Origin of the sequence: Burkholderia sp. 9775_39, from assembly GCF_015712225.1 — a bacterium.
Taxonomy (GTDB): Bacteria; Pseudomonadota; Gammaproteobacteria; order Burkholderiales; family Burkholderiaceae; genus Burkholderia; species Burkholderia cenocepacia.
In genome coordinates this window covers 55,203-70,812 of the sequence record NZ_JACCQC010000020.1, presented here as the reverse complement: position 1 = coordinate 70,812, position 15,610 = coordinate 55,203, and the positions used below count along the sequence as shown (strand labels likewise).

The window sequence follows — 15,610 nt, the reverse complement described above, 5'->3', positions numbered from 1 at the left end:
TCCGGCGCGGCGGGCAACCCACCGACACTCGAAGGACCTCGATGAGCCAGCCCACCCATACGCGTATCCGCATGTTCAACACCCGGGATACCTACCCGAACCAGACGCTCGACAACGACCTGTGCCAGGCCGTGCGGGCCGGCAACACCGTCTACGTGCGCGGCCAGGTCGGCACCGATTTCGACGGCAACCTGATCGGCCTCGGCGACGCGCGCGCGCAGGCCGAGCAGGCGATGAAGAACGTCAAGCAATTGCTCGAGGAAGCCGGCAGCGACATCACGCACATCGTGAAGACGACGACCTACCTGATCGACCCGCGTTACCGCGAACCCGTGTACCAGGAAGTCGGCAAGTGGCTGAAAGGCGTCTACCCGATCTCGACGGGGCTCGTCGTCTCCGCGCTCGGCCAGCCGCAGTGGCTGATGGAGATCGACGTGATCGCGGTGATCCCCGACAACTGGCAGCCGAACCGCGCATAGGAGGCGACATGACTTTCTCCATCGTCGGGCGCTGCCCGGAAACGGGCCAGCTCGGGATCGCGATCAGCTCGTCGAGCATCGCGGTGGGCGCGCGCTGCCCGTGGGTGCGCGCGGGCGTCGGCGCCGTCGCGACGCAGAACATCACGCTGCCGGCGCTCGGGCCCCAGATCCTCGACCTGATCGAGCACGACCCGCTCACGCCCGCCGCGGCGCTCGACCGCGCGTTGAGCGCGAACGGCTGGAGCCAGTACCGGCAGGTCACGGTGATCGACGGGCAGGGGCAGACCGCATGCTTCACCGGCAAGGAGGCGCTCGGCACGCATCACGCGGTGCAGGGCGAGCAGTGCGTGGCGGCCGGCAACCTGCTCGCCGCGCCGACCGTGATCGACGCGATGGTGCGGGCCTTCGAGCAGGCGCCCGGGCTGCTCGCGGATCGCCTGCTGGCCGCGATGCACGCGGCGATGGCGGCCGGCGGCGAGGCCGGGCCGGTGCATTCGGCCGCGTTGAAGGTGGCGGGCGACGTGACCTGGCCGATCGTCGACTTGCGCGTCGACTGGGCCGACGCCGATCCGATCGGGCAGCTCGATGCGCTGTGGCGCGCGTATCGGCCGCAGATGCAGGACTACCAGACGCGCGCGCTGAATCCGACCGCCGCGCCGAGCTACGGAGTGCCGGGCGATGAGTGATCCGTCGAGCCGCGCGCTGCTCGAACGGCTGATCGGCTTCGCGACGGTCAGCCGCGATTCGAACCTCGAGATGATCGGCTTCATCCGCGACTATCTCGCCGGGTTCGGTGTGGCGAGCGAACTGTTCTACAACGCGGAACGCACGAAGGCGAGCCTGTACGCGACGATCGGCCCGTGCGATCGCGGCGGTGTCGCGCTGTCGGGCCATACCGACGTGGTGCCGGTCGACGGGCAGGCGTGGACGGTCGAGCCGTTCCGGCTGACCGAGCGCGACGGCCGCCTGTACGGTCGCGGCACGGCCGACATGAAGGGCTTCATCGCGTCGGTGCTCGCGGCCGTTCCGGCGTTCGTTTCACGGCCGCTGGGCCTGCCCGTGCATCTGGCGTTCTCGTACGACGAGGAAGTCGGTTGTCTCGGCGTGCGGCCGATGCTCGACCAACTGGCCGTGCGCGAACATCGTCCGCGGCTGTGCGTGATCGGCGAGCCGACCGAACTGAAGCCGGTGCTCGGTCACAAGGGCAAGCTCGCGATGCGCTGCCACGTGAAGGGCGCCGCGTGCCACTCGGCTTACGCGCCGTCGGGCGTCAATGCGATCGACTACGCGGCGAAGCTGATCGGCCGGCTCGGCGAGATCGGCGCGGCGCTCGCACGGCCCGAGCATCACGACCGCCGCTTCGATCCGCCGTTCTCGACCGTGCAGGCCGGGCTGATCAAGGGCGGCCGCGCACTGAACATCGTGCCGGCCGAATGCGAATTCGATTTCGAGGTGCGTGCGTTGCCGGATTTCGATGCGCACGACGTGCCGAGAAAGCTGCAGGACTATGCGGAATCCGAACTGTTGCCGAAGATGCGCGCGGTGCAGCCCGATACCGACATCCGGTTGCAGCCGCTCGGCGCGTATCCGGGGCTGGCGACCGCGCCGGACAGCGAGGCCGCACGCGTGCTCGCGCTGCTGAGCGGCTCCGATGCGTTCGGCACGGTGGCGTTCGGCACCGAGGGCGGGCTGTTCGGGCAGGCCGGCATTCCGACCGTGGTGTGCGGGCCGGGCAGCATGGATCAGGGGCACAAGCCCGACGAGTTCGTCACGCTCGACCAGCTGCACGGATGCGACGCGATGCTGGGCCGCCTGGCCGCGTATCTCGCTTCCGACGCCTGAACGTGCGGCCGACACGCACGCACCGCATCCGGCGGCGCGTGCGTGGTCCTGTTCCCGCTCGCGATCCTGTCGTCCTTATCGCGCCGATTGTGCCGATTGCGCGACGATCTGCGCGAGCCGTTCGCGGCAGAAATCGACGAACGACTGCGCCTGCTTGGTGAGCTGGCCGCGCTTCAGCCGTGCGCTCACGAGCCCGGACGGGCTGACGGTTTCGCTGAGGGCGATCGTCACGACGCGCTGGCCGTCGTACGTATAGTCGGAATGCGGGCGCGTGACGAGCAGCGAGAACCCGAAGCCCTGGCCGACCATTCCGCGCACCATCTCGATCGACGGCGAGCCGAACACGATGTTCGGCGTGAGCCCGAGTTCATGAAACAGGCTCACGAAGTACGTGCGGCTCGGTTGCACGTCGAGCAGGATCATCGGCTCGACGCACAGGTCGCGCAGCGACACGTGCGTCTGGCCCGCGAACCGGTGGTTCTCCGGCAGCAGCACGTACGGCTGCTGCGGCGGCATCAGCGGCTCGGTTTCGATCGTGCCGTCCAGATCGTGGTCGTACATCAGCGCGAGATCGAAGGTGCCGGACGTCAGTCCCTGCACGAGTTCCTGCTGGTCGCCGTCGCGCAGCCGGATGTTCACGCCCGGGTAGCGCTCGCGAAAACCGGCGATCAGTTGCGGCAGATAGAGCGGCGCGACCGTCTCGAAGCAGCCGATGTCGATCTGCCCGGTGATCACGTCGTTGTCGGCGAGCGCGTTCTGTTCGAACTCGTGCGCGATGCGCAGCAGTTCCTGCGCTTTCCGGTAGAAGCGCGTGCCGCTCGGCGTCAGCGACACGCCCTGCGCGTGGTGGCGGATGAACAGCTTCACGCCGAAGCTCTCTTCGAGCCCCTTGATCGCGCTGGAAATCGACGGCTGCGCGATGAAGAGCTGGCGCGAGGCCTCGGCGACGCTGCCGGATTCGACCGTCGTGATGAAGTATTTCAGTTGCCGCAAAGTGTAGTGAGCCACAAGCACCTCTGATGCCCGGCCCCGGCGTGCCGCCGCGGGCGCATGCGCGTTCCGTAGGGAAACAGACCCTGGCACCTTACCTGAAGTCGTTCCGCGCCGAAATTTCCGCTGCAGAGCTTTTTCGTATGTCGCGGAAATATTTTTAGTATTTTCCGGTCCCGATGCACGTGGCGCACCATCGTCGCCAACCTGGATCGCGGCGAGGCCGCGCGTGCAGGCGGAGGCGGTCATCCGTCCCCGCCTGCCGCGCATCGTTCGCCTCGCCGACCCGGCCGCGTGTGCACGCGGCGCGGCGTCGCTCGCGCATCCGGACCCGATTGCCGGCGCGCACCCCGACGCGCGCCGGCGGAAACGGCACGCGCGCATCGCCGCGCAGGACAGGAGACATCACCATGACGAACGCGGAACGCAATGCGTCCCCGATGATAGAGAAGCACACGATCGGCTATGTGCCGCCTGCGGAACGCCACGGCAAGGTGCGCGACCTGTTCACGCTCTGGTTCGGCGGCAACATCGCGCCGCTGCCGATCGTGACCGGCGCGCTCGGCGTGCAGATGTTCCACCTGAACCTGATGTGGGGCATCGTCGCGATCGTCGTCGGCCAGGCGGTCGGCGGCGTGCTGATGGCGCTGCATTCGGCGCAGGGGCCGCAGATGGGCATCCCGCAGATGATCCAGAGCCGCGCGCAGTTCGGCTCGTGGGGCGCGCTGCTCGTGACGGTGATCGCGGCCGTGATGTACGTCGGCTTCTTCGCGTCGAACATCGTGCTCGCCGGCAAGTCGGTGCACGGCATCGCATCGTCGGTGCCGGTTCCGGTCGGCATCGTGATCGGCGCGGTGGGCTCGGGGCTGATCGGGATCGTCGGCTACCGGTTCATCCACATCCTGAACCGCATCGGCACGTGGGTGCTCGGCATCGGCATCGCCGTCGGCTTCTGGATGATCCTGTCGCACGTGAGCACCGCCGATTTCCTGACGCGCGGCGGCTTCGACTTCGCGGGCTGGCTCGCGACGGTGTCGCTGTCGGCGCTGTGGCAGATCGCGTTCGCGCCGTACGTGTCGGACTATTCGCGCTATCTGCCGGAGAACGTCGGCGTCGCGTCGACGTTCTGGGCGACCTATCTCGGCTGCACGCTCGGCTCGACGCTCGCGTTCATCTTCGGCGCGGTGGCGGTGCTCGCGGTGCCGGCCGGCGCGGACACGATGGACGCGGTCAAGCAGGCGACCGGCCCGCTCGGCCCGCTGATGCTCGTGCTGTTCCTGCTGAGCGTGATCAGCCACAACGCGCTGAACCTGTACGGCGCGGTGCTCGCGGTGATCACGTCGGTACAGACGTTCGCGTACAAGTGGATTCCGACCGCGAAGGCGCGCGCGGTGGTGTCGGTCGTGATCTTCGTCGCATGCTGCTACGCGGCGATCGGCGCATCGACGAACTTCGTCGGCAACCTCGTCGATCTGGTGCTCGCGCTGCTGGTCGTACTGGTGCCGTGGACGGCGATCAACCTGATCGACTTCTACGTGATCCACAAGGGCAAGTACGACATCCAGTCGATCTTCATGGCCGACGGCGGAATCTACGGCCGCTTCAATCCGCAGGCGCTGCTCGCGTATGCGATCGGTATCGTCGTGCAGATCCCGTTCATGAACACGCCGATGTATGCGGGCCCGATTCCCGCGCATCTGGGCGGCGCGGACCTGTCGTGGCTCGTCGGCCTGCTGCTGACGTCGCCGCTGTACTACTGGCTCGCGACGCGCGACAGCGCATATCGGCGCCGGCAGGGCGGCGCGCACCTGCCGCCGACGGCGGTGCGGTAAGGAAGGAGGGGCGCCGCGTCGGTTGCGACGCGGCGGCGAGCAGCGGAAGGAACCGGGCAGGCCAGCGCCGGACTACAGGGTGCAGGCCTGCCGCGGCATCAGACCACCGCCGAGCGCGCGACGCGCACCGGCACCGACTTGTACGACGGCGTGCCGCTTTCCTTGTCGATGTAGTCGAGCGGTACGAGCACGTTCGCTTCCGGATAGTACGCACCGACCGAGCCCGGCGCGATGTCGTACTCGATCGCGGTGATCTTTTCGAGGCGCAGCGTACGGCCCGACGCGGTCACCGTCTCGATGTCGACGAGGTCGCCGTGTTCGAGCCCGTACTTCGCGAGATCGGCCGCGTTCATGAACAGCACGTCGCGCCGGCCGAACACGCCGCGATAGCGATCGTCGAGGCCGTAGATCGTCGTGTTGTACTGGTCGTGGCTGCGCAGCGTGATCAGCCGCAGCACCTGCTCGGCGCCGAGCACGTCCGCGTCCTCCTTCACGCCCTTGTAGACCGAGAACATCGCCTTGCCGGTCGGCGTCGGCCACACGCGCTCGGTGGGCGGCAGCGGCAGCCGGAAGCCGCCCGGCGTGCGGATCCGCTCGTTGAACGCCTCGAAGCCGGACACCGTCTTGTCGATCAGGTCGCGGATGCGGTCGTAGTCGGCGATCAGGTCGAGCCACGCGACCTTGCTGTTCGGCAGCGTCGCATGGGCGATGCCCGCGACGATCGCGGGCTCCGAGCGCAACTGGTCCGACGCGGGCTTGAGCTTGCCGGCCGATGCATGGACCATCGACATCGAATCCTCGACGGTGATCGACTGCCGGCCGGTGGCCTGCATGTCGAGCTCGGTGCGGCCGAGCACCGGCAGGATGAAGGTTTCCTTGCCGACCAGCAGGTGCGAACGGTTCAGCTTCGTGCCGAGATGCACGCTCAGGTCGAGCTTCGCCATCGCCGGGAACGACACCTCGGGGTCGGGCAGCGCGACCGCGAAGTTGCCGCCGAGGCACAGCAGCGCCTTCGCGGTGCCGTCGATCATCGCCTGCATCGCCTGCACGGCGTCGTGCCCGTGCTGCGCGGGCGGCGTGAAGCCGCACACGTCCTCGATCTTCTTCAGGAATTCGGCCGACGGCTTCTCGGTGATGCCGACCGTGCGGTTGCCCTGCACGTTCGAATGGCCGCGCAGCGGACACACGCCGGCGCCCGGCTTGCCGATGTTGCCGCGCATCAGCAGCAGGTCGGCGATCAGGCGCACGGTCGCCGTGCCCTTGTTGTGCTGCGTGACGCCCATCCCGTACGTGACGATCGTCGCGTTCGACTTCGCATACGCGAGCGCGACCTGTTCGAGCTGCGCCTGGCTCAAGCCGCTCGCGCGTTCGATGTCGTCCCACGACGTCGCCTCGAGATCGGCCGAGAACGCGTCGAAGCCGTTGGTGTGCTGCGCGATGAAGTCGCGGTCGAGCACGTTGCCTTGCTCGGCTTCGAGTTTCAGCAGCGCCTTCATGATGCCTTTCAGCGCGGCCGCGTCGCCGCCCGCGTCGACCTGGTAGTACGTCGACGCGATCCGCGTGGAGCCGAACGACGCCATCTCGATCATGTCCTGCGGATCGGCGAAGCGTTCGAGCGCGCGTTCGCGCAGCGGGTTGAACACGATGATCGGCACGTTGCGGCGCGCGCACTCGTGCAGCGTGCCCATCATCCGCGGATGGTTCGTGCCGGGATTGTGGCCGATCGAGATGATCAGCTCGCAGTGGTCGAAATCCTCCAGCGACACGGTGCCCTTGCCGATACCGATCGACTGCGGCAGGCCGACGCTGGTCGGTTCGTGGCACATGTTCGAGCAGTCGGGGAAGTTGTTGGTGCCGAGCTCGCGCGCGAACAGCTGGTACAGGTACGCGGCTTCGTTCGACGCGCGGCCCGACGTATAGAACTCGACCTGCTCGGGCGGCAGCGCGCGCAGCACTTCGCCGATGCGCGCGAACGCGTCGTCCCATTCGATCGCGCGGAACGTGTCGGTCGGGCGGTCGTAGACGAGCGGATGCGTGAGCCGGCCCATGTTCTCCAGTTCGTAGTCCGACATGCGCAGCAGCGACGACACGGTGTTCGCCGCGAAGAACTCGGGCGTCACGCGCTTGGTCGTCGCTTCCCACGTGACGGCCTTCGCGCCGTTCTCGCAGAACTGGAACGTCGACTTGTGTTCCTTGTCCGGCCACGCGCAGCCGGGACAGTCGAAGCCGTCGGGCTGGTTGGTCCGCATCAGCACGATCGGCGCCTCGATGGTTTCCATTTGCGTGCGCACCGCATCGGCTGTCGCGCGAAGCGCGCCCCAACCGCCGGCGGGCCCATCGTATTTCCTGATGCCTGGCACTTCGCGTCGATTTGTCATGGTGAATCTCCAATAGCCGGGCCCGGTGCGGGTGGCTCGGTTGCGCCGTGTCGCGGCGTGGGGCGGCTCCGTCCGGCGGACGGAGCCGGTCATGCATGCCCCGGGTTGCAGGGCATGCGTTGTTTTAGTGTGCGTCCTTCTTCGCGCCGGACGACTTCTTGCCGGGCTTCGCCGCGGGCGTGTCGTCCTGCTTCGCGTCTGCTGCTGCCTTGGCGGCCTTGCCGTTGAGTTTGGCCTTGCCGTCGGCGTCCGGCTTCGCGTCCTTCGCTTCCGGTGCCGCGAGCGTGTTGAACTTCACTTCGTCGCTGTCCTTGTCGTAGTCGACCTCGCACTTGTCGCCCGACTTCAGCCGGTCGGCGAGGATCTCCTTCGCGAGCCGCGTCTCGATCGTCTGGCGGATCTGGCGCTTCAGCTCGCGCGCGCCGAATTCCGGCTGGTAGCCGACTTCGGTCAGATGGTCGACGAGCGAGTCGCCCATCACGAGCGTGATGTCCTGCGCGGCGGCTGTGCGCACCACGCGGTCGAGCTGGATCTGCACGATCGAACGGATGTTGTCCTTCGACAGCGCGTGGAAGACGATCACCTCGTCGATCCGGTTCAGGAACTCGGGACGGAAGTGCCCCTTGAGCACCTGCATCAGTTCCTCGCGGATCGCCTTGTCGGTCTTGCGCGCGGCTTCCGGCTGCGTGAGGTTGTCCATGATGATCGCCGCGCCGAGGTTGCTGGTCGCGATGATGATCGTGTTGCTGAAATCGACCACGCGGCCCTTGCCGTCGGTGAGACGTCCGTCGTCGAACACCTGCAGCAGCACGTTGTAGACGTCCGGATGCGCCTTCTCGATCTCGTCGAGCAGGATCACGCTGTACGGGCGGCGCCGCACACGCTCGGTGAGCTGGCCGCCTTCGTCGTAGCCGACGTAGCCGGGCGGCGCGCCGATCAGCCGCGCGACCGCGTGGCGCTCCATGTATTCGGACATGTCGATGCGGATGATCGCCTGCTCGTCGCCGAACACGGTCTCGGCCAGTGCTTTCGCGAGCTCGGTCTTGCCGACGCCCGTCGGCCCGAGGAACAGGAACGTCGCGATCGGCCGATGGGTCTGGCCGAGCCCCGCGCGCGACAGCCGCACGGCATCGCTGACGGCGACCACCGCATCGCTCTGGCCGACCACGCGTTCGCGCAGTTGCTCCTCCATCTTCAGCAGCTTCTGGCGTTCTTCCTGCGTGAGTTCGGACACGGGGATGCCGGTCAGCCGCGACACGACCTCGGCCACCGATTCGACGGTCACCTCGAGCGTCTCCGAGCCGGTCTTGCGCTGCCACGCCTCCATCATCTCGTCGACGGCCTTCTGCTTCGCGTTGATCTGCTCCTCGAACTGCTTCGCTTCGTCGAAGCGCTTGCGCGAGGTCGCATAGTCCTGCTCGCGCTTCAGTTGCGCGATCTGCGCTTCGCCTTCCTGGATGTCGACCGGGCGCGACGTCGCGCCGATCCGCACGCGTGCGGCGGCCTGGTCGATCAGGTCGATCGCCTTGTCGGGCAGGAAGCGCGACGTGATGTAGCGGTCGGCGAATTCGGCGGCCGCGACGAACGCGTCGTCGGCGAACGTCACCTGGTGGTGCGCCTCGAGGCTGTCGCGCAGCCCGCGCAGGATCACGATCGTCTGCTCGACGCTCGGCTCCGGCACGAACACGGGCTGGAACCGGCGTTCGAGCGCGGCGTCCTTCTCGATGTACTTCTGGTATTCGTTGAGCGTCGTCGCGCCGATCAGGCTCAGCTCGCCGCGCGCGAGCGCGGGCTTCAGCACGTTCGCGATGTCGAGGCCGCCTTCGCCGCCGCCCTGGCCCGCGCCGACGATCGTGTGCAGCTCGTCGATGAACAGGATCAGTTCGTCCTGCTTCGCGGTCACTTCGTCGATCAGCTGCTTCGCGCGTTCCTCGAATTCGCCGCGATACTTCGCGCCGGCCACCATCGAGTTGATGTTGACCTCGACGAGCCGCTTGTCGCGCAGCACCTCCGGCACGTCGCCGTTGACGATCCGCTGCGCGAGGCCTTCGACGATCGCCGTCTTGCCGACGCCCGGCTCGCCGATCAGCACCGGGTTGTTCTTCTTGCGGCGCGCGAGCACCTCGATCGTGCTCTCGATTTCCTGCGCGCGGCCGAGCACCGGGTCGAGCTTGCCCTGGCGCGCGATCGCGGTCAGGTCGCGGCCGAACTTGTCGAGGTTCGGCGTGCCGGTCGGCGCATCGACGCGGCCGTCCTCCGCGCCCTTGCCGACCACCTTTACGACCTTCTGGCGCAGCGCCTCGGGCGTCACGCCGTATTTCTTCAGCAGCGTGCCGGCGACGCTGTCCGGCACCGACGCGAGCCCGATCAGCAGATGCTCGGGGCCGATGTACGAGTGGCCGAGATCGCGCGACGCCTGGAACGCGTACTGCACGGCCTTTTTCACGCGCGGCGAGATCGACAGCTTGTCGAGCGGCGCATCGGGGTCGGCCGTGCCGGTGTGCGCGTGCTCGTCGATGTACGCGCGGATGTCCTGCGGCGACAGCTTCAGTTCCTTCAGCAGCGCGGCGCAGACGTCGGTGTCCGCGAGCGCGTACAGCAGGTGCTCGGAATCGAGTTCGCTGCGACGCAGTTCATGCGCCTTCTCGGCCGCGCGCTGCAGCAGTTCGAGCGTCTGTTCGCTGAACGCGTCGGTCGGGTCGACCGATTCGCGCGGAATCTCGGCGGCGAGCGGCGATTCGTCGCCGAGCCCGCCGAACAGCGACGGGCCGCCACCGCCCAGCAGCGAATCGAACGGATTCAGCATGCTTTGATGCCGCATCAACTGACGGAAGTGGTAGTCGCAGATCGAGATCGTCTTGCGCTCGCCGTCCTGCATCACGGTTGCGCGCGCGACGGCCGGCCGGGCGTGACAGATATCGCAAAGTGCGGGCATGGTGGTCTGGCTCCTGTCGGTGAAGGTGGGTCGAAGGGTGAAGCCCGATGCGGTGCGGCGCCCGCGCGTTCCGACCGCGCACGCACGACGCGCACGACACGCATCGCGGCGGCGCGCGTGCGGCACCGGTGCGTTCGCGCGGCGCGCGCCGGCGTGGCGCACGGTCGCGGTCGGGGCGGGAAGCGCGGGTGCTGCGAGGAGCCCACGGCATCGCTTCGACTGCGTTCAAAATAGCGAATCGGCACGGGCCATCCAAGACACAGTTCCATGCCGGGCCGGCCGTGAATTGCACCCTCACATGCGCGCGCGATCCGGCGACAAGGAGTACAGACGGGCAAGCGCGCCGCGGCGCGGGCGTGCGCGGCGCATGCGGCCTGCGGTGGAAGGGAACGGGAAGGGGCGGCGCGCGAACGGCGCGCGGTGCGGCATCGGCGCGCAGGGCGCCGGCAGCCGGCGAACCGGGGAGACGGGACGCGGGGCCGGACGCAAGACGGCGTGCGACGCGCGGTGCGGGCGCGCGGCGGTTACGGCCGGCTCCGCACGCACCGCAGCCGATGCGTGGCGGGGGGCCGGCGAAGGCGAGGACGGGTTGCACGGGATGCGCCGGACATCGCGCAACCGTCGCGAACCGCGATCAGTCCGACAGGTTCATCGCGAGCCGTTGCCGGGCGATTTGCTTCACGTCGGACGAGAGTGCCGCATTCGGCAGACCATTGGCCCAGACGGAGAACGAATCCTCGATCAGGTTGCGCGTGTCGGGCGGCAGTTCGGCCAGCATCAGCGACACGACGGTAAACAGCACGGCGGTGTCGCCGGCCTGGCTGCCTGCGTTCGCGTCGACCGTCTGCTTCAAGGAAGCGACGGACGCCTGCAGCGCCTGTAATGCGTCATTCGATTCGCTCATGACATCCTCCATGCAAGATGGGCTGGATCGGCGACGAGCCTGCGGCCGGCGGTGCGGCCGTCGCGCGCGACGCCCGGCCGGGCATCGCGCGCGGGCAACCGCGCTCAGGCGGCCGCGTTGCCCTGCGGAGCCACGGCCACCGATGCTTCGCTCGTCAGCATCAGGAACGTGAAGGTCTCGCGCAGGTACAGGCGAACGCTCTTGTCGGTGTGGCTCGTGTAGCCGATCGACACGTCTTCCCCGAGGTGCAGCTCGTAGTCGCCGCCGCGCGTGGACAGCACGCAGCCGCCGCTGATCGCCGGCGCCCAGATGATCTCGCCGCTGACGATGCGTTTGATATGGCCGAGGACCGGATAGCCCTGGTCGCGCGCTTCGCTGAGCGCGGTGTACGCGTCCGAACCGAGCACGACCGAGTACGGGCCGTCGACGCCGGCGAGGCGCAGCGCTTCGAGCGCGTCGCTGATCGCGTCCGGGTATGCGCCGACGTCCGCCGGCAGCGTGAGCCGGCGGTTCGACGTGCCTTCGCGGATGCCGACGATGCCGGCTGCCGGGTAGCCGTCGAAGATTGCGTTGTCTTCGGCGAATGCGAGCCGCTGCGCGGCTTCCTTCGCCGGCTGCCAGTCGGCGTCGCGCGCGCCGCGCTCGACGCTGTCGATCGCGTCGCGGCTCAGCTCGAACGGCACCGTCAGCTCGACGATGGTGCGTACTTCGCGCAACCGTGCGTTCACGTGCTCGCGCGGCGCGGCGACGTCGAGCAGGTGCCCGGTGCCGACGGCCGACAGTTCGGGGCCCTCGGGGCCGTCGACGTCGACGACGCGGCGGCCGGCCACCGAGCGCTTGAAGGTGCGCGCCACTTCCTCCTCGATTTGTTCCCAGGCGGACGACGAGATCGGAGCGAGTTCGCGGTGCAGGTTATTCATAGGTCGGGGTTCCTTTCAGCGAGCCGATGTTCAGCGAGCCGTCGCGACGCGGGGCGGAAGGCGCGGACGGCGTGGATTCCGTTTGGATGGCTTCGGCGGGCGGCGCCGGGCGGTCGGCGAGCGCTTCGAGCAGGTCGGCCGACGGCACGAAGAACAGCGAGCCGGTGACCGCGCGGCTGTAGTCCAGCAGGCGGTCGTAGTTGCCGGGCGGCCGGCCGACGAACATGTTCTCGAGCATCTGCTCGATCGGCGCCGGCGAGCGCGCATAGCCGATGAAATAAGTGCCGAATTCGCCGGCGCCCGGGCGCCCGAACGGCATGTTGTCGCGCAGGATCTTCACTTCCTGGCCGTCCTCGTCGAGCGTGGTCAGCGAGCTGTGCGAGCACGACGGCTTCACGTCCGGCGGGAGTTCGATGTCGGACAACTTGGTCCGGCCGATGATGCGCTCCTGCGTCTCGACCGCGAGCGCGTTCCAGCCGGCCATGTCGTGCAGGTACTTTTGCACGAGCACGTAGCTGCCGCCCGCGAATTCGGCGTCTTCGTCGCCGATCACCGTGAAGTCGACCGCTTCGCGGCCTTCCGGGTTCTCGGTGCCGTCGACGAAGCCGATCATCGCGCGCTGGTCGAAATTGCGGAAGCCGTGCACCTCGTCGACGACCGTGACCGCGTCGCCGAGCGCGCCGAGCAGTTGCGTCGCGAGTTCGAAGCACAGGTCCATCGCTTCGGCGCGGATGTGCAGCAGGATGTCGCCGGGCGTCGCGACCGCGACGCGCTGGCCGGCGCCGAATTCGCGGAACGGATGCAGCGACGCGGGGCGCGGCTCGCCGAACAGCGCATCCCATGCGTCGGAGCCGAAGCCGCACACGCAGGTGAGATTGCCGCCCGGCACGCGCTTGCCGACCGAGCGCACCAGCGCGGCGATGTCGCCGCACCACGAACGGATCGTGTCGGCGTGATCGGCGCCCGGATTGATCGTCGCCACGAGAAAGATCGCGCTGCGCGTGATCGTGCTGTGAACGGCCTGGGAGAGCGGGGGAGGAGTGGTCTGCATCGCGGCCTGCCGGTCAGTCATGTCGGGACGGACGGGCCGCGGCAGCCGCGGCGCGCGAAGGCGAACGGTTGAACTGTGTCATGCGACGGTTCTCTTTGTGACATGCGGATGAAGGACGTTGCGCGGGCATCGCGCAACGGGCCGCAGCGGCGGCGGCCGGCTCCCGGCGCGACGGGGAGGCGGACGGGGTGGCCGCGCGTTCGCCCGGCGCGTGGGGCTGCCCGCACCGCGTAACGTCGTCGAGCATGCAATCTAGCAGCTTCGGCGGGTCTTTGGAACACGTATCGACGATCTGTCATTCGAATGGGTCAAACCGGGCCGGATTTTGTGCGGCGCCCGCGCAGCTGTACTCCTGGTGCGCGCGGCGCTGTGCTCTTGAGCGGGCGTGTCGCGTGCAGTAGATTAGGTTCGCTCCGCTCGACGACGGCCATCATGATGAACCTTTTGGAAGCGATGCGTATTTTCGGTGCAATCGTCGAGCACGGCGGGCTGTCCGGCGCGGCGTCCGATCTGAAGCTCGACGTCGCGCAGGTCGGCGCGCGGCTCGACGGCCTCGAACGCTATCTCGGCTGCCGGTTGTTGCTGGCGCGCGCGGGCGACGATGTCGTCTGCACCGAGGCCGGCGTCGCGTTTTACGCGTGTTGCCGGCGCACGCTGTCCGCGGTCGCGCAGGCGACCGGCGCGAGCGGAGCAGAGGCGTGCGCAACGGGTTCCCGTTCGCCCGTCGCGGGCTTTCCGTTGCCCGAGACCCCCCGTTGCGGCGACGGAGCATCGATCGCCGCGCCCACGACACTACACCGGCTCACACCTTGAATACGTCCACTGCATCCGCCGATACGGCCGCCGAGCGCATCCGTCGCCGCTTCGGCCATTTCCTTCACGCGGCCGAGCTGGCCGGGCTGGTCGTGATCGGGCTGGCGACCGCGTTCGCGATGACGCAGGAAGCGTGGAAGGTCGTGCTCGCGGGCGAAGTGTCGCTGACCGACCTGCTGTTGATGTTCCTGTATCTGGAAGTGCTCGCGATGGACCTGCGCTACCTGCGGCTCGGCCGGTTGCCGGTGCGGTTTCCGCTGTTCATCGCGATGACGTCGCTCGCGCGCGACCTGATCCTGCGCGGCGCGACCGACAGCCCCGAGCGCATGCTGATGACGACCTTCGGGATCGTGCTGCTCGCGGTCGGCGTGCTGATCCTGAGCTTCGGCCAGCATCGCTTTCCGGCGGACGTCGACGATGTCGAGGACGACGTGCATGCTCGCAAGTAATGCGGCCCGGGCGGCATTCGAAGCGAACCCCGGCGCGTCGTGCGCGGTGCGGCGGTTCCCCCACCATCCAATCAAGCGAGGTGTCGCATGACCAGGCAATTGATCGTCGCCGTGTTCGGCAGCGTCGAGACGGCTCGTCAGGCCGCGAACGATTTCGACGCGCTGTCGGAGAAGAACGAAGGATTCCACATCGAGAACGGCGTCGTCGTCGAGAAGGATGCGAACGGCAAGCTCGCGGTGCTCGACGCCGAATCGCGGCCGTTCAAGGGCGGGGTAATCGGCGCGATCGCGGGCGGCTTGCTCGGCCTGCTCGCCGGGCCGCTCGGCGTGGTGACCGGCATGGCGGCCGGCGCGGGCGCCGGCATTCTCGCGCAGGCGGCCGGCAACGCGCTGCTCGACGGCACGTTCGTCGAGACGGTCGCGGCGCGGCTCGTGCCCGGCAGCGTCGCGGTCATTCTCGAAGCGAAGGAGGACACGCCGTTCTCGGTCGACAACGTCGTGACGGGATTCGGCGGCAAGGTGTTTCGCCAGATGCTCGACTGAGCCCACCCCTTTTCGAACCGAGCCGGGAGAACCGCATGCGCATCGATCAATCGTACCGCCGCTTCGACATCGCGGCGACGCTGTCGCCGCTGCCCGGCAACCGCGCGATCGCGAGCGTCGACGTGACGACCGACGATCCGGGCCGCCTCGCCGATCTCGGCACGAGCCAGTTCCTGCAGATCCGCAAGTGGCTCGAGTCGAACGACGTCGCGCTGCTGACGGTGGTGTTCGACGAGTGCAAGGTCGCGATCGACCACTACGCGGACAACGTCGACGACGCGTGAGGGCGAGCGGGCTAGCGCGTGGCCGGGCTGCGCTGCCCGCCGGTCCTCCGCCGTCCGCAATACGTCACGACACGCGCCCGGCGAACGGCTGCCGCGCGATCGCTTCGCCGCGTTCGCATCTGTTCACCACGCCGGCCGGATTTGACGTTTCCCCGCCAAACTGTCACTTACATTCGCCGAAATGACGCAG

The 15,610-nt window shown here is 68.1% G+C and carries 14 protein-coding genes; 8 read left to right on the top strand and 6 right to left on the bottom strand.

Going from position 1 to position 15,610, the window contains the following annotated elements:
- Positions 1–41: 41 nt before the first annotated feature.
- Genes H0X90_RS24905 through argE form a run of 3 tightly spaced genes read left to right on the top strand, consistent with a single transcriptional unit; the run spans position 42 to position 2,321 of the window.
- Positions 42–479: a RidA family protein gene (locus tag H0X90_RS24905; RefSeq protein ID WP_034203659.1), complete on the top strand. Its 438-nt coding sequence runs from the start codon at positions 42–44 to the stop codon at positions 477–479.
- Between the two features lie 8 nt (positions 480–487).
- The gene (locus H0X90_RS24900; protein ID WP_006498407.1) at positions 488–1,165 is read left to right on the top strand and encodes a DUF1028 domain-containing protein; all 678 of its coding nucleotides are present in this window, start codon (positions 488–490) and stop codon (positions 1,163–1,165) included.
- On the top strand, positions 1,158–2,321 hold the full coding sequence (gene argE, locus H0X90_RS24895; RefSeq protein WP_060211288.1) for an acetylornithine deacetylase: 1,164 nt from the start codon (positions 1,158–1,160) through the stop codon (positions 2,319–2,321). The genes H0X90_RS24900 and argE overlap by 8 nt, the downstream gene beginning before the upstream one ends.
- A gap of 75 nt (positions 2,322–2,396) precedes the next feature.
- On the opposite strand, the gene H0X90_RS24890 is transcribed toward argE, so the two are convergent.
- Positions 2,397–3,329 (bottom strand): LysR substrate-binding domain-containing protein, encoded by a 933-nt coding sequence (locus H0X90_RS24890; protein ID WP_034203656.1) that lies wholly within the window; start codon positions 3,327–3,329, stop codon positions 2,397–2,399.
- A gap of 392 nt (positions 3,330–3,721) precedes the next feature.
- Between H0X90_RS24890 and H0X90_RS24885 the strand changes: the two genes are divergently transcribed.
- Positions 3,722–5,143 (top strand): cytosine permease, encoded by a 1,422-nt coding sequence (locus tag H0X90_RS24885; RefSeq protein ID WP_006498403.1) that lies wholly within the window; start codon positions 3,722–3,724, stop codon positions 5,141–5,143.
- Between the two features lie 98 nt (positions 5,144–5,241).
- Here the strand turns inward: H0X90_RS24885 and H0X90_RS24880 are convergent, their stop codons facing one another.
- The 5 genes from H0X90_RS24880 to H0X90_RS24860 all read right to left on the bottom strand — a co-directional run bounded on the left by H0X90_RS24880 (position 5,242) and on the right by H0X90_RS24860 (position 13,352).
- On the bottom strand, positions 5,242–7,521 hold the full coding sequence (locus tag H0X90_RS24880) for an FdhF/YdeP family oxidoreductase (RefSeq protein WP_060211289.1): 2,280 nt from the start codon (positions 7,519–7,521) through the stop codon (positions 5,242–5,244).
- Positions 7,522–7,645: 124 nt separating this feature from the next.
- Complete coding sequence (locus tag H0X90_RS24875; protein WP_077190080.1) at positions 7,646–10,456, bottom strand: ATP-dependent Clp protease ATP-binding subunit; 2,811 nt, start codon at positions 10,454–10,456, stop codon at positions 7,646–7,648.
- Between the two features lie 634 nt (positions 10,457–11,090).
- The gene (locus H0X90_RS24870) at positions 11,091–11,360 is read right to left on the bottom strand and encodes a hypothetical protein (protein WP_006498399.1); all 270 of its coding nucleotides are present in this window, start codon (positions 11,358–11,360) and stop codon (positions 11,091–11,093) included.
- A gap of 104 nt (positions 11,361–11,464) precedes the next feature.
- Positions 11,465–12,280 carry a family 1 encapsulin nanocompartment shell protein gene (locus H0X90_RS24865; protein ID WP_006498398.1) on the bottom strand — a complete coding sequence of 272 codons (816 nt, stop codon included), beginning with the start codon at positions 12,278–12,280 and terminating at the stop codon, positions 11,465–11,467.
- Positions 12,273–13,352, bottom strand: a complete 1,080-nt coding sequence (locus tag H0X90_RS24860; RefSeq protein WP_006498397.1) for a Dyp-type peroxidase — start codon at positions 13,350–13,352, stop codon at positions 12,273–12,275. Before H0X90_RS24860 ends, H0X90_RS24865 begins: the two co-directional genes overlap by 8 nt.
- Positions 13,353–13,766: 414 nt before the next feature.
- On the opposite strand from H0X90_RS24860, the gene H0X90_RS24855 reads away from it, so the two are divergent.
- From H0X90_RS24855 to H0X90_RS24840, 4 genes are all read left to right on the top strand, one after another.
- On the top strand, positions 13,767–14,144 hold the full coding sequence (locus H0X90_RS24855; RefSeq protein WP_058903965.1) for a LysR family transcriptional regulator: 378 nt from the start codon (positions 13,767–13,769) through the stop codon (positions 14,142–14,144).
- On the top strand, positions 14,141–14,593 hold the full coding sequence (locus tag H0X90_RS24850; protein WP_006498395.1) for a phosphate-starvation-inducible protein PsiE: 453 nt from the start codon (positions 14,141–14,143) through the stop codon (positions 14,591–14,593). The genes H0X90_RS24855 and H0X90_RS24850 overlap by 4 nt, the downstream gene beginning before the upstream one ends.
- 87 nt (positions 14,594–14,680) lie before the next feature.
- Positions 14,681–15,136, top strand: coding sequence for a DUF1269 domain-containing protein (locus H0X90_RS24845; RefSeq protein ID WP_077190078.1), 456 nt, complete (start codon positions 14,681–14,683; stop codon positions 15,134–15,136).
- Positions 15,137–15,171: 35 nt separating this feature from the next.
- Positions 15,172–15,420 (top strand): hypothetical protein, encoded by a 249-nt coding sequence (locus H0X90_RS24840; RefSeq protein WP_006498393.1) that lies wholly within the window; start codon positions 15,172–15,174, stop codon positions 15,418–15,420.
- The last annotated feature ends 190 nt before the right edge of the window (positions 15,421–15,610 follow it).